Raw genomic sequence first — 21,107 nt, forward strand, 5'->3', positions numbered from 1 at the left:
GGGAATATATTGATGAAGAGAATTTTTATCCTAATAACATTGCTGGTGCTGGGTAGTGAGGCTGCTGCTAAGTGCACATATAGCGGCACTACCAAGCGTCAAGGCTTAACGCTGAACAATGTCAAAATTCCAACGGATACTTCCATTCCGGTAGGGACTGTATTGTATACCCATAAGTTTGGTACTGGATCGTATAAAGGTTTCACTTGTGATAAAAGCACCGATGACCAATATATTATTGATATCGGGGCCGCCGCTGTTTCAGGCGTTACCGGTATTCAAGGCGGTACCGTATATGAAACGGGGATTGATGGCATTGGGTTTCAAGTCTCGGATTTATTGCGCAGTAAAAATGGCGCTCTGGTCGCTGCCGAGGCAGGTTCGACCCTGGTGCCGATAACAAAATCATCCGAGAATAACTATCAATTTATTACCGTATGGCTAGTCAAAACTAAAACCGTAATTGATACCAGCACCAAGTCCAGCTCAAACCCCTCCGTTTCCTTTTCGGTAGGGAATCTAAATACCAACCCGGTTGCAAACGATAGACTCATATACGAAGCAATTTCCATTTCAATTAAAAACATCAATTATCGTACTACATCTTGTAATATCTCTACGCCACGGTCGCAGGTGACACTGAATCGTATTGACAAAGGACAACTCATGTCACTGGCTCGTGGGGCAACAACGCCAGCGCAGAAGACCATTCCAATGAACATTAGCTGTCCGAATGATTCAGTCGGTAACACGGTGACCTACTGGTTTAATCCAGTAGATGGGATAAGCGCCTCGGGGGATGGAATCGTGGACAATATGCTTACCGGTAGTGACGCTGCTAACAAAGTTGGAATTATATTCAAGCTGTCGAACAGTCCTGTAGTTTTCTATGACACTGACAGTTATAATTATAAAATAAACACCACTAACGACCTCAATAAAACCATTAATCTGACCGCTGATTATTATCGACAAAGTGATAGCAGCAGCGATGTAACAATGGGTCTAGTTAAAGGGATGATGGAGGTTGTGATTCAGGAAGATTAATTCACTCTCATTTCATGGGGATGATTAACTCCCCATGAAAAGTTCAAACCGAGCCCAACAAAAAAAACAAAAACAGCTTTATGCCCCCCAAAGAACCCCCAAGGAAACCCTACATGATCTTGCCATTTTATTTTTTGAGAAAAAAACACATGAAACAATATGAAATGGATTCTAAATCAAATGTTTCACATACAATTCATGATTATTGTATTGAACCTCGTAAAACATTCCCCTATATTTTTGCACCGGGCGATTAGTTCTCCCGGAACATTTAACATCTAATATTTATTTAAATTTAAGGGAATAAAAGTAATGAAACAATTAACCGTTTTTGAAATGGAAGAAATCTCGGGTGGCTACTCTTGGGATTTTTCATCTCTCGGTTCTGCACTCACCTCAATTGTATCAAATGGAGCTGAGCTCACTCTCAGCGCTTTATTAGGTGGCGCCGTTTATGCTATGACAGGGTCCGTCATTGGTGGCGCCCATGGCGGCAATGGCGGTGGTTCCTTAGGTTTTGGTACTCTCGGTATGATGGTCGGGGGGGTTTGGGGACTGTTAGCGGGTGCGATCGGTGGTGCGATTACCGCCGCCATGCTAGGGTGGGACAAAACTGTGGAACTGACCACGGGATTGCTGGAAGGTTGGAATAACGGTACCTTCACACCTTGGGCTTAATAGGTCTCCCGAAGTAATTGATTTATAGTTAATCTGTTCATATTCGAAATGTTAACAAAGGTCTGATTATTCAGACCTTTTTTAAAATAAAAAGCGGTACACATGTCAAAAAACCTCTATCGCAAGGAAGCGGTCGAATACAAAAGGCATCACTGGAAAGGGAAAGCGTTATTACTCGCTGGCTTACCTTCCTGGTTAGTTCTTTCGTTATCGGCACTATTTCTCACTGCGCTTGTTTGCGCATTGATTTTCTTCAAATTCACCCAACGAGTTGATGTAAAGGGTGAAGTCATTACCCTTCCTCACTCTATTAACGTGTTTGCGCCTCAACAAGGATTTATTGTTAAGCAATTCGTCAAAATCGGTGATGTAGTTAAAAAAAACCAACCACTCTACGAAATTGATGTTTCCCGCAGCACCACCAGTGGTAATGTCAGCGCAGCACAAATAGAAGTCATCAATGAAAAGATTGCCAACTCTGATAATATCATCAAAAAGCTGGAAGATAATAAAAATCAGACATTAAGCGCGCTAAATGCGCAGTTAAAAACCACCACCGACTCCCTGAAAGAGACCAACCGTATGCTGGTCAATACTCAGGCTGGCCTGAAAAAAATGCACGATAATCTTTCCAGTTATGATAAATATCTTAACAATGGCCTGATAACGAAAGACCAATATAATTATCAGCACTCTTTGTATTTCCAGCAGCAGAGTGCCTACCAATCATTGGTTAGCCAAAAAATGCAACTGGAATCGCAAATCACTCAACTTAATAGTGATCGAATCACTAAAGCGGCTGATTTTGACAACCAAATTTCCAGTCAGTATAACCAATCCAATGATTATAAAAACCAGCTGGTCGAATCCAATGCTAACGGTAATATTATTGTCAAGTCTACCAGTGATGGCAGAATTGAGTCGCTTTCAGCTACACAAGGGCAGACGGTTGATAATGGCAGTAGTCTGGCCCAGATCAAGCCGACCGGTAATGTTGAATATTATCTCGTCCTATGGTTACCAAACAATACGATACCCTATTTAAGAACGGGGGATACCATCAATATTCGCTATGATGCATTTCCCTCAGATAAGTTTGGTCAATTCCCAGGCGAGATAGTATCCATATCTTCTATGCCTGCATCACGACAAGAAATGTCTGAATACACAAACGTCAATAACGCTGTCAACCAACAGCAAGAACTGGCGCTATACAAAGCAATTGTCAAAATTAAAGATAAACAGTTCGAATATGACGGTAAAAAGTTAAGTTTGTCTAATGGGCTCAAAGCTCAGGCCGTTGTATTCCTTGAAGAACGCCCTCTCTATATGTGGATGTTTACCCCAGTTTATAAGATTACTCAAAGCGTGAGCGGCCCGATCAATGACTAACGAACTTTTTGAAAAGATCATCGCAAAAATTAACTTTTCTCTCCTGAAGAAAACGCCTGTTATATTACAGTCGGAAGCCGCTGAGTGTGGGATCGCCTGTCTGGCCATGGTTTGCGGCCACTATGGCCTTGATATCGATCTGTTTAATTTCCGTCAGCGCTTTGGCAGTCCTTCGCAGGGCGTCACGCTGATGTCCTTGAGCAAAACGGCGGAACATGCTGGTTTAAAAAGCCGGGCGCTGTCGTTGGATCTGGATGAGATCCGCCAGCTTAAACTCCCCTGTGTCCTGCACTGGGGGATGAACCACTATGTGGTATTGACCAAAGTACGTAAATCCAGCTTTGTGGTGCACGACCCAGCGCTAGGCAAGCGCATCATTGGTAATCAGGAGATGTCCAATTATTTTACCGGTATCGCCCTGGAACTCTGGCCCGATCAAAACTTTCAGCAGGAAAAAGCTAAGTCCCGCCTACGCCTGTTGGATTTGATGCGTAATATTGTCGGATTAAAGTCAGCGCTACTGAAAATTTTTGCCTTCTCAGTGGTCGTTGAAGCGATTGGTTTACTGCTGCCGATAGGTACCCAGTTGGTTACCGACCATGTAATTATGGCGCACGACCAAAGTCTGCTGTCAGTCATCTGTATCGGTCTGGTCTTTTTTACGCTGTTTCGCACTTTCATCAGTATGCTGCGTGCCTGGACCTCATTGACGCTGAATACGCTAACAAATATTCAGTGGAAAACCACCCTTTTCGATCATATGACCAGCCTGCCGCTATCGTTTTTCGAAAAGCGTCATCTTGGGGATATTCAGTCACGTTTCTCCTCCCTGGATACCATTCGCTCAACGTTTACTAACAGCATCGTCAGCGGCATTATTGACTCGATCATGACTATTGGCCTGCTGATCATGCTGACGCTGTACGGAGGCTGGCTAACATGGGTGGTCGTTGGCTTTACCCTATGCTATGCGATTATGCGTCTGGCAACTTATCATTTCTATCGTCGCGTGGCGGAAGAGCAGGTTATTAAGGGGGCGCGGTCCAGCTCGCACTTTATGGAGTCTCTGTACGGTATCTCGACCATCAAAGCGCTAAATCTCAAAGAGCGGCGCTCCCAGCACTGGCTCAATATTAATATTGAAGCCTGCAACGCCGGTATTAAACAAACCCGTTTCGATATGATGTTTGGAGGAGTGAACACCTTTATTACCACTATCGATCAGGTCGCAGTCCTCTGGTTGGGCGCCATCATGGTTATTGATAATAATATGACCCTCGGTATGTTTATGGCATTTAATGCCTACCGTGGTCAATTCTCACAGCGCGCCTCCAGCCTGGTCGATTTGTGTATGCAGCTGCGAATGCTCTCTTTACATAACGAACGTCTGTCAGAGATTGTTTTTAGTGAGCCGGAAAAAGAGCTCCCCGCGCGGGAAGTATTTTCCCCTGATTCAGGCGCCAGACTGGAGGTCAAAAACCTCTGTTATCAATATGATCCGTTTTCTCAGCCAATCTTCTCAAATTTAAATATTACGGTTGAGCCTGGTGAATCCGTGGCCCTGATCGGTCCTTCAGGCGTTGGTAAAACCACGCTGTTAAAAGTAATGTGCGGTTTGCTTTCACCAACCAGTGGCGATGTTTTAGCCGATAATCTTGATATCACTAAAATTGGTCTCAATAATTATCGACTTGGCACCGCCTGCGTACTGCAGGAGGATCGCCTTTTCTCCGGGTCGCTTATCGACAATATCAGCGGCTTTGAAGATAACGCCGATATTGATTTTGTCATGGAGTGTGCCAAACGCTGCAACATCCATGACGAGATTATAAAGATGCCGATGGGTTATGAAACCATCGTCGGCGAACTAGGCCTGGGGATTTCCGGCGGACAAAAACAGCGTATTCTAATTGCCCGAGCGCTGTATCGTAAACCAAGCATTCTGTTTATGGATGAGGCCACCAGCCACCTCGACTTACAGAATGAATCTGTTATCAATCAGTCAATCTCAGCGTTAAGCATTACCCGGATTATTGTTGCCCACCGGCCATCCACGATTGCCTCCGCCGATCGCGTTATCGACCTGTCGCAGTCTAAAACCTTGGCGCCTGCTTAAAAAGGAAAAAATGATGCAAGGAACATTTATTGGATTTAATACCGCAGGTATTACCTTTGAAGATCGATTTCTGGCGCTGTTATTAAAAATAAAGCAGCAAAATGGGCTCTGTCAGCAATATTATCTGCAAGCGCCCATACTACTCGATCTTCTTCTCATACTTCAAAATCGTCTGCTTGTGACGTATAAGCGATTACACGAACAGGGGGAAACCTATAAAGAAGAGCTTATCGCTTATAATGAATCGCTGATCGCTAACATCCCTGCCGTAGAGATGGCGGAGATTCAGCAGCCGAATCCTGAGCGGCGTATTATGTCGATTACTCTTAAACCAGGCGAAACTGAATCGACCCTCATTCTGGTTCTGCAGAATGAGCAAATTTGCACATTATGCATTGAAGACCGGCAGGTAGAGGCATTACTTACAGGCATTCAGCAAGCGTTAAAAACTATTGATGATCAAGAGCTTATGCGGTATTTAACTTCAAGTTTTGATTTTTTGATGTGCTACACCGTGGACTTAACCACCCAGCCCAATATTGATTACCAGCAGTATCCTCAGGAAGAGTGGAAGTTGAACCTGTTTTCCCATTACCTGGGCGTACTGTACTGCTGCGAGACGGAGGAAGGGAAGAAAATTGTCTCCGGTGCGGTAGTCAAAACCAGCGTACCGCATCTGTCTGAACTGGAAAACAACATCGTGATGCAGCTTATCGAGAAAAGCCCCAAGCTCAAGGCGATGCACGCGGAGCTGGCGCCATGCCAGATCTTCAGTACCATTATCCCTTCCCAGCCGGGAAGAATGCTCAGCCTGGAAGAGTGCCTGCGTCCTCTGCACGCCTTCTATCTGGAGAAGAAAGCGGAGCTTAGCGCCTGATCCTCATCTAGCGACCACGCCTCTCTCCGCGCTCGCAGAGAGAGGCGTCACGCATCAGTTCGGGCACTTATAAACCTGGCCGTTCATTTCGCTGTCGGTAGGTACAAAGCTCGACAGCAGATTCTGCGTCGGGCTGCTGACGCCGTAAATCACGTTGCCGCCCATCGCTGCCGCCTGGTTACGCAGGGCGTTAGCCGCACCGCGCATGGAGCCACCCTCATCTCCATTCTGGCCGGAGAGCCAGTTACTCTGTTTACCCGTCGCGGTCCCTAACAACTGACACTCTGCGCCCGGCTTCTCCTGTACAAAACGCACATTCTGGCCGGCAGAGGTTAATTCATTGCTGGAACTGCAACCTGCCAACAGTAAGGCTGCGCCGGCAATCCCTGCTAAATATTTTACCTGCATGTTATTCCCCATGATCGATGAGCTGGACGCACTGGCCCGGATGTAAACCTGTCATCCTTCAAACTGCGTCGGCATGAGCCGCTTTCATTCCTTACCCAGTCGCGCTTGTCAGTCGCTTCCGATACGAAGGTGCTTGCCGCTCTGATACAGCTTAAATGATTTTATGTATAAGCCTTATACTAAAAAGCGCACCAAAAGAAAAACCCCCAGCCATTGCTGGCCAGGGGTTTCTGCTTTTTTATGCTGTATAGCGCACGATTACATCATGCCGCCCATACCGCCCATGCCGCCCATGCCGCCAGCAGCACCTAAATCAGGCGCGTCGCCTTTCGGCAGGTCGGTCACCATGCACTCGGTGGTGATCATCAGGCCAGCCACGGAAGCCGCGTACTGCAGTGCAGAACGGGTTACTTTGGTTGGGTCCAGGATACCGAAGTCGATCATGTTGCCGTATTCTTCAGTTGCCGCGTTGTAACCGTAGTTACCGTCGCCTGCTTTCACGTTGTTCGCCACAACAGACGGCTCTTCACCGGCGTTGGACACGATCTGACGCAGCGGCGCTTCCATTGCGCGCAGCGCAACTTTGATACCGACGTTCTGATCTTCGTTCTGACCGGTCAGGCCAGCGAGTTTCGCAGCAACGCGAACCAGCGCTACGCCGCCGCCAGCCACCACGCCTTCTTCAACCGCAGCACGGGTTGCGTGCAGGGCGTCGTCGACGCGTGCTTTTTTCTCTTTCATTTCAACTTCGGTAGCTGCACCGACTTTGATTACTGCCACGCCGCCAGCCAGTTTAGCGACACGTTCCTGCAGTTTTTCACGGTCATAGTCGGAGGTTGCTTCTTCGATCTGCTTACGGATCTGAGCAACACGGCCCTGGATTGCGGACTCTTCGCCAACGCCATCGATGATGGTGGTGGTGTCTTTATTGATAACCACGCGTTTCGCCTGGCCCAGGTCTTCCAGAGTTGCTTTTTCCAGCTCCATACCGATCTCTTCAGAGATAACGGTACCTCCGGTCAGAGTAGCGATATCCTGCAGCATGGCTTTACGACGGTCGCCGAAGCCCGGCGCTTTCACCGCAGCCACTTTAACGATGCCGCGCATGGTGTTAACCACCAGGGTCGCCAGCGCTTCGCCTTCAACGTCTTCAGCGATGATAACCAGCGGTTTGCCCGCTTTCGCTACAGCTTCCAGAACCGGCAGCATTTCGCGGATGTTGGAGATTTTTTTGTCAGCCAGCAGGATGAACGGGCTTTCCAGCTCAACGGCGCCGGTGTCCGGCTTGTTGATGAAGTACGGGGACAGGTAGCCACGGTCGAACTGCATACCTTCAACCACGTCCAGTTCGTCTTCCAGGCCAGTACCGTCTTCAACGGTGATCACGCCTTCTTTACCGACTTTGTCCATCGCTTCCGCGATCAGTTTACCTACGGTTTCGTCAGAGTTAGCGGAGATGGTACCTACCTGAGCGATAGCTTTGGAGTCAGAGCACGGAACAGACAGCGCTTTCAGCTCTTCTACTGCAGCCAGTACCGCTTTATCGATACCGCGTTTCAGATCCATCGGGTTCATGCCTGCAGCAACAGCTTTCAGGCCTTCGTTCACAATGGCCTGCGCCAGCACGGTTGCGGTGGTGGTACCGTCGCCTGCCGCGTCGTTCGCTTTAGAGGCAACTTCTTTCACCATCTGCGCGCCCATGTTTTCAAACTTGTCTTCCAGTTCGATTTCACGAGCAACGGAAACGCCATCTTTGGTGATGGTCGGCGCGCCGAAGGATTTGTCCAGAACCACGTTACGGCCTTTCGGGCCCAGGGTCACTTTAACTGCATCTGCCAGTACGTTTACGCCGCGCAGCATTTTTACACGAGCGTCGTTACCGAATTTTACGTCTTTTGCTGCCATTTCTTATATTCCTCAAATTCGTTCAGGGTCGTGCGAATTAAGCTTCAACAATTGCCAGGATGTCGCTTTCGGACATGATCAGTACTTCTTCGTTGTCGATCTTTTCAGTCTTCACGCCGTAGCCATCGTTGAAAATCACGATGTCACCAACTTTAACGTCCAGCGGCTGCACGGTCCCGTTTTCCAGGATGCGGCCTTTACCGACAGCGATGATTTCGCCACGCGTTGACTTAGCTGCTGCAGAACCGGTCAGAACGATGCCGCCCGCAGATTTGGTTTCAACTTCTTTACGTTTGACGATCACACGATCATGTAACGGACGAATACTCATTGATAGCTCTCCTTCGAGAAAGTCATTATCAGTTATGGGTGACGCCGGGCCGAACGCGGTTTACCGGCTAGTGCAGAGAGAGATGGGGATGGCCATTTCCGGCTTCAAGGGCAAAATTAAAAAAAAATTTTTACCTTTGCGCTGGCACGCAAAAAGCGGCGTCACCGGGCAACCGGTCATAAGGAAAAGCGATTGTGATACTCTCTTTCTTTTTACTGGCGCAGGATGGAATCATGAGTGGTTTAAAACAGGAGTTAGGGCTGGGACAGGGAGTCGGGTTGCTTTCCACCTCACTGCTGGGCACTGGCGTTTTCGCCGTCCCGGCGCTTGCGGCGCTGGTCGCTGGCGATAACAGCCTGTGGGCATGGCCGTTGCTCATCCTCCTTGTTTTTCCGATTGCCATCGTCTTCGCCCTGCTGGGCCGCCATTTCCCCAGCGCGGGCGGCGTGGCCCACTTTGTCGATATGGCCTTTGGCCCACGTCTGGCTAGCGTCACCGGCTGGTTATTTTTATCGGTTATCCCGGTCGGGCTCCCCGCCGCGCTGCACATCGCCACTGGCTTCGGCCAGGCGCTGTTCGGCTGGCATGATGCGCAGCTGTTGCTGGCGGAGCTAGGTACCCTGGCCATCGTCTGGTGGGTCGGTTCACGCGGCGCCAGCTCCAGCGCCAACCTGCAGACCCTGGTTGCCGTGCTGATTGTCGCGCTGATCGTCGCCGTCTGGTGGCGCGGCGGAATAAGCCCGGCGCAAATCCCCTTCCCCGCCCCGGCGGCGATCGACCGCGGCCAGCTCTTCTCCGCGCTGTCGGTGATGTTCTGGTGCTTTGTCGGGCTGGAAGCCTTTGCCCATCTCGCCTCGGAGTTTAAACATCCCGAGCGCGATTTTCCCCGCGCGCTGATGATAGGCCTGCTGCTTGCCGGCTCGGTCTACTGGGCCTGTACCGTGCTGGTGTTGCACTTCCACGCGTTTGGCGAGGAGATGGCGGCGGCCGCGTCTTTACCGAATATCGTGGTCCGCCTGTTCGGCGTCGAAGCGCTGTGGGTGGCCTGCGTCATCGGCTATCTCGCCTGTTTCGCCAGCCTTAACATCTATATTCAGAGCTTCGCCCGCCTGGTCTGGTCGCAGGCGCAGCATAAGCCGCAGAGCTACCTCGCGAGGCTGTCGCCGCGGCAGATCCCGCGCAACGCCCTCAACGCCGTGCTGGGCTCCTGCGTGGTCAGCACCTTGTGTATCTATTTTCTCGATATCAATCTGGACGCGCTGATCGTCTATGCCAACGGCATTTTCATCATGATCTATCTGCTGTGCATGCTGGCGGGCTGTCGTTTGCTGCGCGGGCGCTATCGGCTGCTGGCGGCGGTGGGCAGCATTCTCTGTCTGCTGCTGCTGGCGATGGTCGGCTGGAAGAGTTTGTACGCGCTGGTGATGCTGGCGGCGCTGTGGTTGTTTTTACCGAGACGCAAGCTGGCGACAGGCAGCGTATAGGCGCAATAAGAAAGCGGCCCGGTCGCGTCTGCTGACCGGGCCGATAAAAGTTAATCGCGGCGATCGTCCTTATGGTCCAGACGGTCGCGCTGTTCGTCCTTGCGCTGGAATTCCCCTTCGAAGGTCTCTCCACCGCCAGTCCCGGCGCTGAAGCCGCCGCCCGGCATCCGGCTGAAGCGCAAATGCGGCATCAGCTTCATCGTCAGGTGCTTCTGCACCGGGGGCAAAAGCAGCAGCAGGCCGAGGAAATCGGTAAAGAACCCCGGGATCAACAGCAGCAGGCCAGCGATAATGAGCGAGACGCTTTTGATCATCTCCGCCGCCGGGCTCTCGCCCGCGGCCATCTTCTGCTGCATCAGCAGGAAGTTTTTGAAGCCCTGGTTACGCACCAGCGACATCCCCACCACCGAGCTAAAGATCACCAGGATCAGCGTCATAAAGACGCCCAGCACGTGCGCGACCTGGATAAAGATCGATATCTCAATGTACACGTAAAGAAAAAAGGCAATAAACGGAATCCAACGCACCGGCGTCTCCTTCATCGACAGGCACCGAGTTCGGCCCCCGTAGTTATAATTTGCTGATTGCATCCCACTAAGATGGGGATGCTGAGCGGCTTTTCAATCAGCGGAAATGCTTATTTTTTCCAGGAATAGGAAAGCGGTGACCCATTTCACAGATTAATAAATCTTCTCACACCCGCGATGTAATAAGTGATCAAGCTTACTGATATTCGCTATCATCAGCATATGATCTTGGGCACCGGGCCGGTTAAGGAAATAATCGTCGGCCAGAAAATATACTGAATACTGGATATTCTGTGTATTTGGTGAATTCATTGGCAGCTTGAAAAGAAGGTTCACATGTTAAACAACATTCGTATCGAAGAAGATCTGTTGGGCACCAGGGAAGTTCCCGCGGACGCTTACTACGGCGTTCATACTCTGCGAGCGATTGAAAACTTCTACATTAGCAACAGCAAAATCAGCGACATACCAGAATTCGTGCGCGGCATGGTAATGGTGAAGAAAGCCGCGGCGCTGGCAAACAAGGAGCTGCAGACCATTCCCAAAAGCGCGGCAAATGCGATTATCGCCGCCTGTGACGAAGTCCTGAATAACGGCAAATGCATGGACCAGTTCCCGGTCGATGTCTTCCAGGGCGGGGCCGGCACTTCCGTAAACATGAACACCAACGAAGTCCTGGCGAACATCGGCCTCGAGCTGATGGGTCACCAGAAAGGTGAATACCAGTATCTGAACCCAAACGATCACGTTAACAAATGTCAGTCCACCAACGATGCCTACCCGACCGGGTTCCGCATCGCGGTGTATGCCTCCATCCTCAAACTAATCGATGCGATTAAGCAACTGGGCGAAGGTTTCCAGGCGAAAGCCGTAGAATTCCAGGACATCCTCAAGATGGGCCGCACTCAGCTGCAGGACGCGGTGCCGATGACCCTCGGCCAGGAGTTCCATGCCTTCAATGTGCTGCTCAATGAAGAGACCAAAAGCATTCTGCGCACCGCGGAGCTGCTGCTGGAGGTGAACCTTGGCGCAACCGCCATCGGCACACGTCTCAACACCCCGGACGGTTATCAACAGCTGGCGGTACAGAAGCTGGCGGAAGTGAGCAACCTCCCGGTCGTTCCGGCGGAAGACTTGATTGAAGCCACCTCGGACTGCGGGGCGTACGTCATGGTCCACAGCTCGCTGAAACGCCTGGCGGTGAAACTGTCCAAGATCTGTAACGACCTGCGCCTGCTCTCTTCCGGACCGCGCGCGGGCCTCAACGAAATCAACCTGCCTGAGCTGCAGGCTGGTTCTTCTATTATGCCGGCGAAGGTTAACCCTGTGGTGCCGGAGGTGGTCAACCAGGTCTGCTTTAAAGTGATCGGCAACGACACCACAGTAACCATGGCCTCCGAAGCCGGGCAGCTGCAGCTGAACGTAATGGAGCCAGTGATCGGCCAGGCGATGTTCGAATCTATCCATATTCTGACCAACGCCTGCTACAACCTGCTGGAGAAATGCGTCAACGGCATTACCGCCAACAAAGCGGTGTGCGAAGGTTACGTCTATAACTCCATCGGTATCGTTACTTACCTCAACCCGTTTATCGGCCACCACAATGGCGATATCGTCGGCAAGATCTGCGCCGAAACCGGGAAGAGCGTGCGGGAAGTGGTGCTGGAGCGTGGGCTGCTGACGGCGGCGGAGCTGGATGACATTTTCTCCGCGCAAAACCTGATGCATCCTGCTTATAAAGCGAAGCGTTATACCGATGAAAGCGAACAGTAATCTTTCCGGATAGTCATTCAAAGGCATGTCAGCGATGACATGCCTTTTTGCTTTTTAGTTTTACTAAAATACAACAATCCAATATCAACTTGTTAAAAAACAAGGAAGGCATATATGTTTGGTGCAGAACTGGTTATTGTCCTGCTGGCGATTTATCTCGGCGCCCGGCTCGGCGGCATCGGTATCGGCTTTGCCGGTGGCCTTGGCGTCCTTGTCCTGACGCTTATTTTTCAAATTAAACCGGGTGCGATCCCCTTCGACGTTATTGAAATCATTATGGCGGTGATTGCCGCTATCGCCGCCATGCAGGTCGCAGGCGGGATGGATTACCTCGTCAGCCTCGCCGAACGGATGCTGCGTCGCCACCCGAAATATATTACCTTCCTTGCCCCGCTGGTGACCTGGTTTATGACCGTGCTCGCCGGCACTGGCCATACCGCCTTCTCCACGCTGCCGGTGATCACCGAAGTGGCCAAAGAGCAAGGCATCCGTCCGTCCCGTCCGCTGTCGATTGCGGTGGTGGCCTCCCAGATAGCGATCACCGCTTCGCCTATCTCCGCCGCGGTGGTGTTCTTTGCCGGGATCCTGGAGCCGCTGGGCGTTAGCTACCTGATGCTGTTGGCCATCTGTATTCCGGTCACCCTGCTGGCGGTAATGCTCACCGCTATCGTCTGCAACTTCCTCGGCTGCGAGCTGAAAGACGATCCTGTTTACCAGGAGCGGCTGGCCAAGGGTGAAGTCAGTCTACGCGGCAGCCAGGTATTTGAACTGAAGCCGCACGCCAAACGTTCCGTTCTGCTGTTTCTGATCGGCATCGTGGCGGTGATGTTCTACGCTACGGCCATCAGTGATACCGTCGGCCTGATCAAAAACCCTGTACTACCGCGTAACGAGGCGATCGTGGTGTTTATGCTGACCATCGCCACCCTGATCAGCATCACCTGCAAAATCGACACCGGCGAAGTGCTCAATGCCAGTACCTTTAAGTCCGGGATGAGCGCTTGCGTCTGCGTGCTCGGCGTCGCCTGGCTGGGGGATACCTTCGTTAAAGCGCATATCAGCGACATCCAGGCCGTGGCCGGCGACTTGCTGCAAAACTACCCGTGGCTGCTGGCGGTGGTGCTGTTCTTCGCCGCCACGCTGCTCTACTCGCAGGCGGCCACCACCAAAGCGCTGATGCCCGCCGCGCTGCTGCTGGGCGTCAGCCCGCTGACGGCGATTGCCTCCTTTGCCGCGGTCTCGGCGCTGTTCGTCCTGCCCACCTACCCGACCCTGCTGGCGGCGGTGGAGATGGACGACACCGGCTCAACCCGCATTGGTAAATATGTCTTTAACCACGCCTTCCTGATCCCCGGCGTTATCGCTATCACCCTGTGCGTGATCCTGGGTTTCATCTTCGGCGGGATTATGCTGTAAATGCCGTCGGCAGCGGGCCCCGCGCGGGCCCGCTGCCCGTTTCCCTCCCATTCCCCGCTCGTGACGCTAATATCCCCGCATCTTGCATGCTATAGTGCCTCTTTTCGCTGATACGAGGTTCATGATGACTACGCCTGATGCTGTTGTTGTGCTCTGTACCGCGCCGGATGAAGCAACCGCCCAGGATCTGGCGGCGAAAGCGCTGGCGGAAAAGCTGGCCGCCTGCGCCACGCTCCTGCCGGGGGCCACCTCGCTCTATTACTGGGAAGGGAAGCTGGAGCAGGAGTATGAAGTTCAGATGCTGCTCAAAACCGATCTTGCCCATCAGCAGGCGCTGCTGGACTGCCTGAAGTCTCACCACCCGTATCAAACCCCTGAACTGCTGGTTCTGCCCGTCACGTATGGAGACAACGATTACCTCTCATGGCTTACCGCATCATTACGCTGATCCTGCTGCTGTGCAGCGCGTCAGCCACCGCCGGGTTATTCGACGCACCGGGGCGCTCGAACTTCGTGCCTGCTGACCAGGCCTTCGCCTTTGACTTTCAGCAGCAACAGCATGACCTCAACCTGAGCTGGCAAATCAAGGATGGTTATTATCTTTATCGTCAACAGTTTACCTTCCGCGCCGCCGGGGCGACTCTCGACGAACCGGCACTGCCGGCGGGCGAGTGGCACGAGGATGAGTTTTACGGCAAAAGCGAGATCTTTCGCCAGCGCCTGACCGTTCCGGTCACGGTGAAGCAGGCGGACAAAGACGCCACTCTCACCGTCACCTGGCAGGGCTGCGCCGATGCCGGATTCTGTTATCCGCCGGAGACCAAAGTGATCCCGCTGAGCGCCGTGCTGGCGGCTTCGGCAGATGGCCAGGCGTCCACCATTGACCCTGCGCCGCCGACGAGCAGTCGTCCGGTGTTCAACCCGCCGCTGCCGGTTGAGCCGCGTCCGTCCCCGGAGATCGCCACTTCACCTGCGCCTGCCTCTGCGCCGCCAGCTGACGCCCCCGCCCGCCTGCCTTTCACCGCCCTGTGGGCGCTGCTGATAGGCATTGGTATCGCCTTCACCCCCTGCGTGCTGCCGATGTACCCGCTGATTTCCGGCATCGTGCTGGGCGGCAAACAGCGGCTTTCCACCGCGCGCGCCCTGCTGCTGGCCTTTATTTATGTCCAGGGGATGGCCTTAACCTACACCGCGCTGGGGCTGGTGGTGGCCGCCGCCGGGCTGCAGTTCCAGGCGGCCCTGCAGCACCCGTATGTGCTGGTGGGTCTGTCGGCGGTGTTTATACTGTTGGCCCTCTCCATGTTCGGCCTGTTTACGCTGCAGCTGCCCTCCTCGCTGCAGACGCGGCTGGCGCTGCTCAGCAATAAACGCCAGGGCGGATCGCCCGGCGGAGTCTTTGCGATGGGCGCTATTGCCGGGCTGATCTGCTCCCCCTGCACCACCGCGCCGCTGAGCGCCATCCTGTTATATATCGCCCAGAGCGGTAATCTGTGGCTGGGCGGCGGCACGTTGTACCTCTACGCGCTGGGCATGGGCCTGCCGTTGATCCTCGTCACCGTGTTTGGCAACCGTCTGCTGCCGAAGAGCGGGCCATGGATGGGCCATGTGAAGACCGCCTTCGGGTTCGTGATCCTGGCTCTGCCCGTTTTCCTGCTGGAGCGCATACTCGGCGACCAGTGGGGATTACGTCTGTGGTCAATGCTCGGTATCGCCTTCTTCAGCTGGGCGTTTATCACCTCGCTGGGCGCCACCCGGCCGTGGATGCGGCTGGTGCAAATCATTCTTCTTGCCGCCGCGCTGGTCAGCGCCCGTCCCCTGCAGGACTGGGCGTTTGGCGCCCCGGCGCTCGAGCAGCAGGCGCACTTGGCCTTCACCCGCGTCAGCTCGGTGGCCGAGCTTGACCGGGCGCTGGCGCAGGCAAAAGGTCAGCCGGTGATGCTCGATCTCTACGCCGACTGGTGCGTGGCCTGCAAAGAGTTTGAAAAATACACCTTTAGCTCACCTGACGTGCAGCAGGCGCTGAAAGGCGTCGTGTTATTACAGGTTGATGTGACGAAGAACAATCCGCAAGACGCCGCGCTGCTGAAGCGCCTGCAGGTGCTCGGTCTGCCGACGATCCTGTTCTTCAACGCGCAGGGTCAGGAACAGCCCGACCGGCGAGTCACCGGCTTTATGGATGCTGCGGCATTCAGCGCCCATTTGCGCGATTGGCAAGCGTGAGCGACACTTTAGGAGGAAAGATGGAGGAGAACACCGTGCTGCGTGAAGACGTCCTGGCAGAAGCCATTAAAATTCTTGAAATTGAAGGTATCGCCAACACGTCGCTGGAGATGGTCGCTGAGCGCGTGTCCTGTCCGACGAGCGACCTGAAACGCTTCTGGCCCGATCGTGAAGCGCTGCTGTATGACGCGCTTCGCTATCTGAGCCACCAGGTGGATGCCTGGCGCCGTCAGCTGCTGCTGGACGACACCTTAAGCGCAGAGCAAAAGCTGCTAGCACGCTATAGCGCGCTCACCACCTGCGTCAGCAATCAGCGTTACCCCGGCTGTTTGTTTATCGCCGCCTGCACCTTCTATCCGGATGCCCAGCACCCGATTCACCAGCTGGCGGAACAGCAGAAGCAGGCTTCGCTGGCCTACACCCATGAGCTGCTGACCCAGCTGGAGGTGGATGATCCGGAAATGGTCGCCAAGCAGATGGAGCTGATTGTCGAGGGCTGTCTGAGCCGTCTGCTGATCAAACGTAGCCAGACGGATGTCGATACGGCGCGGCGGCTGGCAGAAGATATTCTGCGCTTCGCCCAGTGCCGTATGGGCGGGGCATTAACCTGATTCTGATATCCTAACCGCCATGTCGCGCCTATAATTTCCCCCTCACTGATTGCTGACAGGGATTGATATGCGCGCGTTCTTCTGGGCTGTCTGGCTGGGGCTGTGTTCTACGCCCCTGCTGGCGGCTCCCCTGCAAGGTTTTTCCTTTGCGCAAAAAGACTGGGAGCTCGCCTGCGATAACACCGGCACCTGCCGGGCGGCGGGTTACGGCGACCGCATGGGCGAGGTTAGCGTGCTGTTGACCCGCAACGCGGGCAGCGAACAGCATCCCACCGCCACGGTCACCTTCGCGCAGATCGAACACGATATCCCCGCCGACTCCACCGCCAGCCTGCTGATCGACGACCGGGACCTCGGCTCGCTGGATGCCGTGGATGACAGCCACTTCCGTCTGGACAGCGATCAGACATCCGCCGTGCTGCAGGCCCTGGCGAACCAGCGTAAAATCGAATTCGCCCTTAACGGCCAGCACATGCTGCTTTCCAGCGCTGGCAGCCGCGAAGTGCTGCGTAAAATGGATGCGTTTCAGCGACGAACCGGCACCGCCGATGCGCTGCTGGATAAAGGCGATGCGGGCGACGACGCCATTTTGCCCGCCGCCCCCGCCCCGGAAATCATCGCCGCGCCGGTGATCCACAACGCGCAGCCTGTACCGCTAAACATGCTCCAGCGCCAGAAGCTATTGCCCTCCCTGACGCCGCTGCTGAATCAGCGCTGTGAAGACTGGCAGAACCCGGCCATTCCGGCGGCAGAGCGCCAGATTACCCTTACCGCGCTGGATAAAACCCATTCGCTGGCGCAGGCGCTCTGCTGGCGAGCGCCCTATAACGACGGCTATGCCCTGTGGCTGGTCGATAACGCCCAGTTGAGCAAACCGCGGCTGCTCACTACCGAGGCCTCCAGCTACGCCAACGGCACGCTGGTCTTCCTGCATAAAGAGCGGGGCATGGCCGACTGCGTAACCGGCGAGACTCGGGTCTGGGAGGGTAAGACCTTCGTTCCCAGCCTGAAGTACAGCACCGGTATGTGCCGGGAAATCACCCCGGGCGGTACCTGGATGCTGCCGACCTTTGTCAGCCAGGTGATCCCGAAGCAGCAGAAAGAGGCGGATAACCTGGCCCTGCGAACGCTGTATAACGCGGTGCTGAAGGCGCAAAAAAGCGATCCCGAACTGGCGCTGAACCGGGTCGCCGAGCAGTTTCCGTTAACCGGCCATATTACCGACTTCACCCTCACTTACGCCGATGACAGCCTGGTGACGACCAGCAAACCGTCCCCGGATATCAGCGATGACGAGTGGCAGGCGTTTCTGCGCTCCGCAATTAGCGCAGATTCAGAAAACGGCAAAGTCAGCTTTACGCTTATCGACCTCGACGGCGACGGCAAACGCGATCTGATCATCGACAGCTACGTGGGCGGCACCGGGCTCTTCAGCTACACCGGGGTGCTCCGGCGCGGCGAGGATGATTTTGCCGCCGTCGACGGTAGCGACAGTGATAATGGCGACGATTTCGATGCCGGGGTGCCCGGCGCCCTCTTTTCCATTAATGGCCGCGGGGCTAACCAGTGGAACCACTGGGTCAAAATCAACGGCCAGGTGTATGCCCTGTGGTACAACGGCCAGTTTGGCGAAGATAATCTCTACCTGCTGCGCCCGTTCAGCACCGCCAGCCAGACGCCCGCGGTGACGGTTCGCTATCGCTATACGCTGAACAGCATCCGCTCCCCGGAGAAAGACCAACCGCTGACCCCCAGCCTGAGCGACGGCGATAAAGCGGATCTGCTGCGCTCGCTGGAGGTTATGCAGGGCAACCTGCTGAAAGATAAGCCCGCCAGCGACAACGATGCACCGATCTGCCCCATTCCGCCCGGCACCTCCGCCGACGAGGCGGACAACTACTACAGCGGCGTTGCCGTCAACTATATCTATGAGACGGTGGCCTATATTCCGGTGTGGCTGAACGGAAAATGTTATATCGGCACCATTTTCAGCCATCATGGCGCCTATCGTCACGGCGTGGATGCGGAAATCACGCTGAGCTCGCCGCGGGAAGATGAAGAGGTGATTGGTGATTACCTGATTTCCGGGTTGCGTCACGTTATCTCCGTCACCAGCGGCTGGAAAAGCCGTCAAGGTGATAACGGCATGCAGTGATATTGAGTCAAAATGCGCCTTTGAACGCGGAATTGCCGCAAAGATAAGCAATCGACAAGTAATTTAAGAAATTTGGTTGACGGGGTGGGCGGATTACGGTTTAATGCGCCCCGTTGCCCGGATAGCTCAGTCGGTAGAGCAGGGGATTGAAAATCCCCGTGTCCTTGGTTCGATTCCGAGTCCGGGCACCACTTATTCAGAGAACCCAGCCTATGGCTGGGTTTTTGCTTTTCTACATCCGGACTCTTCATCGAACTGCGTTCGATTATTCGCCGCACAGCGGCTCACCCCTTCGGGGCCAGCGCGACACGCGCGCTGTTCAACGCCTGCGGCGTTAGTCCGAGTCCGGGCACCACTTATTCAGAGAACCCAGCCTATGGCTGGGTTTTTGCTTTTCTGCAGCCGGACTCTCCATCGAACTCCACTCTATGATCCCTGCCAAGCGGCGCTGCGCTTGCGCGGGCCTACGCTGTTTGAGCCTGCGGGAGGACCCGTAGGCCGGATAAGGCATTTATGCCGCCATCCGGCATAACCGCGGGTACGGCGTCTGATGTATATCGCCAGGCGGCGCTGCGCTTGCGTGGGCCTACGCTGTTTGAGCCTGCGGGAGGACCCGTAGGCCGGATAAGGCATTTATGCCGCCATCCGGCACAACCGCGGGTACGGCGTCTGATGCATATCGCCAGGCGGCGCTGCGCTTGCGTGGGCCTACGGACAATGAAACGCCTGCGCAAACGCAGGCCGTCAGGCAAACGCAATAAAGAAAGGTATTATTCGGCGGCGGTTTTCCCTTTGCCGGGTAGTCTGAACGCTTCGCCATAAGGCTTAGCAATGCCCATGCGATATTGCGTCTCTTTAGCCGCCTGGTGGAGATCGGCAAACTCCTCTTTCGGCGCCGGCGGACGTTGCGCCTTTTTCAGACACTGATTGCGATGGTGACGGATCCACTCTCGGTCCTCATCGTCCAGACAACGCTGCATCACCTCAATCCATCTGGATGCCGCCCGACGGTAGAGCCCGCAGGCTTCTAACCGCTCCGCAATACTGTCCCTTATTCTCATCCACCTCGCTCCTCTGATGCTTTCACGATATCTCATGGTATTCCGACACGTGAGCCGGAATACCATGGTAAAGTTAATTTATGACAAAACTATTCCTCTGCGGCGCAAGGAATATATTCATTATAATAATCGCTGTGCATAGCAAACCGCCATGGCGGTAATTACTTCCAAAGAGCTCCGGAATTATATGCCGGGCGCCACCCTGGATACCGACCGGTATCGACGGTTGTACCTATCAATATCTATTTAATTTATTACATTTCCATCATTACATACCTTGCGATATCACCCATTTCCTGTACAACCAGCCCTCATGGCGATCGACCGGACTGGTCCAGCAGTTTATTTTTGAAGATAAATAAGCAGGCTTCATTAAAATTATCTAACCCCAGTCGTTCATAAAGTGCGGTCCGCTTGCGGTAAAGGCTTTTTAGCGAAGTATTAAGATTCAACGCCACCTCCTCCATTGTCATCCCCGCCCCAAGAAAACGCAGCATCAGCTGCTCTGTCATACTTAAGCGCAGATTGTCGAACCACTCTTTGGTCAGCCGATTACTCTTCATCTCCAGGAAAAGCCCAAATAAGGTCGCCATATCGGCGGGTGATAATGACATGTTTAAAAACGATTTCAGGCTGAGTAAATGCTCTTCCCGATGGCGCATATCGAGGACAATACAGCATATTCGCTTTCTGGATTGTGCCGCCTCCATCACCAGATAATCGTAATGACAAAGCGGCGAACGGCTATCAACCAGCAGAGAGAGTTCATCAACCTCATTATCTAAAATCGCTTTTCCGCTAGAATCTAACTGAATGATATCAGGGAAGAAATTCTTAACACCTTGAAAAAGATAGTGATCCTGGGTAACTAATATCATTGAATTTGCCACAAGTCGTCCCTTTAACATTTAATCAACAAATTCTCGTCAACCAGACATTATCCTTGCCCCTGTGGATCGCTCCGCATGGCGGTAAAAATAACGAGATCTGTGATTTATCATTAGCGCGGCATCTGAATCTGGCTGTGAAAAACCTCCCAGGGTTCGGACAGAAAATAAACGGATTAATTATAAATAAAAAAATCCCACAGAAAAGATGCTTTTTTT

At 53.5% G+C, this 21,107-nt stretch carries 18 protein-coding genes and 1 tRNA gene; 13 read left to right on the forward strand and 6 right to left on the reverse strand.

All coding sequences use genetic code 11. From position 1 onward, the window contains the following. Window positions 1-12: 12 nt before the first annotated feature. From ACLH1I_RS19090 to yjeJ, 5 genes are all read left to right on the forward strand, one after another. Window positions 13-1,047, forward strand: coding sequence for a fimbrial protein (locus tag ACLH1I_RS19090; protein WP_198079890.1), 1,035 nt, complete (start codon window positions 13-15; stop codon window positions 1,045-1,047). Between the two features lie 312 nt (window positions 1,048-1,359). Beyond that, window positions 1,360-1,725, forward strand: a complete 366-nt coding sequence (locus ACLH1I_RS19095) for a hypothetical protein (protein ID WP_017900068.1) — start codon at window positions 1,360-1,362, stop codon at window positions 1,723-1,725. A gap of 102 nt (window positions 1,726-1,827) precedes the next feature. After that, window positions 1,828-3,117, forward strand: coding sequence for an HlyD family secretion protein (locus tag ACLH1I_RS19100; protein WP_198079889.1), 1,290 nt, complete (start codon window positions 1,828-1,830; stop codon window positions 3,115-3,117). Further along, the gene (locus ACLH1I_RS19105) at window positions 3,110-5,233 is read left to right on the forward strand and encodes a peptidase domain-containing ABC transporter (protein ID WP_017900070.1); all 2,124 of its coding nucleotides are present in this window, start codon (window positions 3,110-3,112) and stop codon (window positions 5,231-5,233) included. The genes ACLH1I_RS19100 and ACLH1I_RS19105 overlap by 8 nt, the downstream gene beginning before the upstream one ends. Before the next feature lie 13 nt (window positions 5,234-5,246). Beyond that, window positions 5,247-6,110: a YjeJ family protein gene (yjeJ, locus tag ACLH1I_RS19110; RefSeq protein ID WP_198079908.1), complete on the forward strand. Its 864-nt coding sequence runs from the start codon at window positions 5,247-5,249 to the stop codon at window positions 6,108-6,110. Between the two features lie 54 nt (window positions 6,111-6,164). Here the strand turns inward: yjeJ and ACLH1I_RS19115 are convergent, their stop codons facing one another. From ACLH1I_RS19115 to ACLH1I_RS19125, 3 genes are all read right to left on the reverse strand, one after another. Then, a complete protein-coding gene (locus tag ACLH1I_RS19115) occupies window positions 6,165-6,518 on the reverse strand; it encodes a DUF4156 domain-containing protein (protein WP_004206410.1) in 354 nt (117 codons plus the stop codon). A 258-nt stretch (window positions 6,519-6,776) separates the two neighbouring features. Next, complete coding sequence (gene groL / locus ACLH1I_RS19120; RefSeq protein WP_002885441.1) at window positions 6,777-8,423, reverse strand: chaperonin GroEL; 1,647 nt, start codon at window positions 8,421-8,423, stop codon at window positions 6,777-6,779. 37 nt (window positions 8,424-8,460) lie between these two features. Then, window positions 8,461-8,754 carry a co-chaperone GroES gene (locus tag ACLH1I_RS19125; RefSeq protein ID WP_004152420.1) on the reverse strand — a complete coding sequence of 98 codons (294 nt, stop codon included), beginning with the start codon at window positions 8,752-8,754 and terminating at the stop codon, window positions 8,461-8,463. 233 nt (window positions 8,755-8,987) lie between these two features. Between ACLH1I_RS19125 and yjeH the strand changes: the two genes are divergently transcribed. Beyond that, complete coding sequence (gene yjeH / locus ACLH1I_RS19130; protein ID WP_004206408.1) at window positions 8,988-10,238, forward strand: L-methionine/branched-chain amino acid transporter; 1,251 nt, start codon at window positions 8,988-8,990, stop codon at window positions 10,236-10,238. Window positions 10,239-10,288: 50 nt separating this feature from the next. On the opposite strand, the gene ACLH1I_RS19135 is transcribed toward yjeH, so the two are convergent. Continuing rightward, window positions 10,289-10,765, reverse strand: coding sequence for an FxsA family protein (locus ACLH1I_RS19135; RefSeq protein WP_004206407.1), 477 nt, complete (start codon window positions 10,763-10,765; stop codon window positions 10,289-10,291). Between the two features lie 336 nt (window positions 10,766-11,101). Here ACLH1I_RS19135 and aspA point away from each other — a divergent pair, with 336 nt between their 5' ends. From aspA to ACLH1I_RS19170, 7 genes are all read left to right on the forward strand, one after another. Continuing rightward, on the forward strand, window positions 11,102-12,538 hold the full coding sequence (aspA, locus tag ACLH1I_RS19140) for an aspartate ammonia-lyase (RefSeq protein ID WP_002885424.1): 1,437 nt from the start codon (window positions 11,102-11,104) through the stop codon (window positions 12,536-12,538). Window positions 12,539-12,652: 114 nt separating this feature from the next. Then, complete coding sequence (locus ACLH1I_RS19145) at window positions 12,653-13,954, forward strand: anaerobic C4-dicarboxylate transporter (protein WP_017900073.1); 1,302 nt, start codon at window positions 12,653-12,655, stop codon at window positions 13,952-13,954. Between the two features lie 124 nt (window positions 13,955-14,078). Further along, complete coding sequence (cutA, locus tag ACLH1I_RS19150) at window positions 14,079-14,402, forward strand: divalent cation tolerance protein CutA (RefSeq protein ID WP_004206404.1); 324 nt, start codon at window positions 14,079-14,081, stop codon at window positions 14,400-14,402. After that, window positions 14,378-16,174 carry a protein-disulfide reductase DsbD gene (locus ACLH1I_RS19155; RefSeq protein WP_198079887.1) on the forward strand — a complete coding sequence of 599 codons (1,797 nt, stop codon included), beginning with the start codon at window positions 14,378-14,380 and terminating at the stop codon, window positions 16,172-16,174. The genes cutA and ACLH1I_RS19155 overlap by 25 nt, the downstream gene beginning before the upstream one ends. Before the next feature lie 35 nt (window positions 16,175-16,209). Continuing rightward, window positions 16,210-16,785, forward strand: a complete 576-nt coding sequence (locus ACLH1I_RS19160) for a transcriptional regulator (RefSeq protein WP_032429251.1) — start codon at window positions 16,210-16,212, stop codon at window positions 16,783-16,785. A gap of 67 nt (window positions 16,786-16,852) precedes the next feature. Beyond that, the gene (locus ACLH1I_RS19165) at window positions 16,853-18,940 is read left to right on the forward strand and encodes a DUF1176 domain-containing protein (RefSeq protein WP_032456872.1); all 2,088 of its coding nucleotides are present in this window, start codon (window positions 16,853-16,855) and stop codon (window positions 18,938-18,940) included. A 115-nt stretch (window positions 18,941-19,055) separates the two neighbouring features. Then, a tRNA-Phe gene (locus ACLH1I_RS19170) sits at window positions 19,056-19,131 on the forward strand. 579 nt (window positions 19,132-19,710) lie between these two features. On the opposite strand, the gene ACLH1I_RS19175 is transcribed toward ACLH1I_RS19170, so the two are convergent. Further along, entirely contained in the window at window positions 19,711-20,067 is a 357-nt protein-coding gene (locus ACLH1I_RS19175; protein ID WP_305961458.1) for a PerC family transcriptional regulator, read from the reverse strand. 245 nt (window positions 20,068-20,312) lie between these two features. Continuing rightward, a complete protein-coding gene (locus ACLH1I_RS19180) occupies window positions 20,313-20,879 on the reverse strand; it encodes a helix-turn-helix transcriptional regulator (RefSeq protein WP_004206400.1) in 567 nt (188 codons plus the stop codon). Between the last annotated feature and the right edge of the window lie 228 nt (window positions 20,880-21,107).

Source organism: Klebsiella sp. 1SOBk10mer (assembly GCF_046602535.1).
Classification (GTDB): Bacteria; Pseudomonadota; Gammaproteobacteria; order Enterobacterales; family Enterobacteriaceae; genus Klebsiella; species Klebsiella quasipneumoniae.

Bases quoted from the DNA above. Each gene is read 5' to 3' on its own strand.
- ACLH1I_RS19090 (WP_198079890.1), top strand. From the start codon at position 13: ATGAAGAGAATTTTTATCCTAATAACATTGCTGGTGCTGGGTAGTGAG.
- ACLH1I_RS19095 (WP_017900068.1), top strand. From the start codon at position 1,360: ATGAAACAATTAACCGTTTTTGAAATGGAAGAAATCTCGGGTGGCTAC.
- ACLH1I_RS19100 (WP_198079889.1), top strand. From the start codon at position 1,828: ATGTCAAAAAACCTCTATCGCAAGGAAGCGGTCGAATACAAAAGGCAT.
- ACLH1I_RS19105 (WP_017900070.1), top strand. From the start codon at position 3,110: ATGACTAACGAACTTTTTGAAAAGATCATCGCAAAAATTAACTTTTCT.
- yjeJ (WP_198079908.1), top strand. From the start codon at position 5,247: ATGCAAGGAACATTTATTGGATTTAATACCGCAGGTATTACCTTTGAA.
- ACLH1I_RS19115 (WP_004206410.1), bottom strand. From the start codon at position 6,518: ATGCAGGTAAAATATTTAGCAGGGATTGCCGGCGCAGCCTTACTGTTG.
- groL (WP_002885441.1), bottom strand. From the start codon at position 8,423: ATGGCAGCAAAAGACGTAAAATTCGGTAACGACGCTCGTGTAAAAATG.
- ACLH1I_RS19125 (WP_004152420.1), bottom strand. From the start codon at position 8,754: ATGAGTATTCGTCCGTTACATGATCGTGTGATCGTCAAACGTAAAGAA.
- yjeH (WP_004206408.1), top strand. From the start codon at position 8,988: ATGAGTGGTTTAAAACAGGAGTTAGGGCTGGGACAGGGAGTCGGGTTG.
- aspA (WP_002885424.1), top strand. From the start codon at position 11,102: ATGTTAAACAACATTCGTATCGAAGAAGATCTGTTGGGCACCAGGGAA.
- ACLH1I_RS19145 (WP_017900073.1), top strand. From the start codon at position 12,653: ATGTTTGGTGCAGAACTGGTTATTGTCCTGCTGGCGATTTATCTCGGC.
- cutA (WP_004206404.1), top strand. From the start codon at position 14,079: ATGACTACGCCTGATGCTGTTGTTGTGCTCTGTACCGCGCCGGATGAA.
- ACLH1I_RS19155 (WP_198079887.1), top strand. From the start codon at position 14,378: ATGGCTTACCGCATCATTACGCTGATCCTGCTGCTGTGCAGCGCGTCA.
- ACLH1I_RS19165 (WP_032456872.1), top strand. From the start codon at position 16,853: ATGCGCGCGTTCTTCTGGGCTGTCTGGCTGGGGCTGTGTTCTACGCCC.
- ACLH1I_RS19175 (WP_305961458.1), bottom strand. From the start codon at position 20,067: ATGGTATTCCGGCTCACGTGTCGGAATACCATGAGATATCGTGAAAGC.
- ACLH1I_RS19180 (WP_004206400.1), bottom strand. From the start codon at position 20,879: ATGATATTAGTTACCCAGGATCACTATCTTTTTCAAGGTGTTAAGAAT.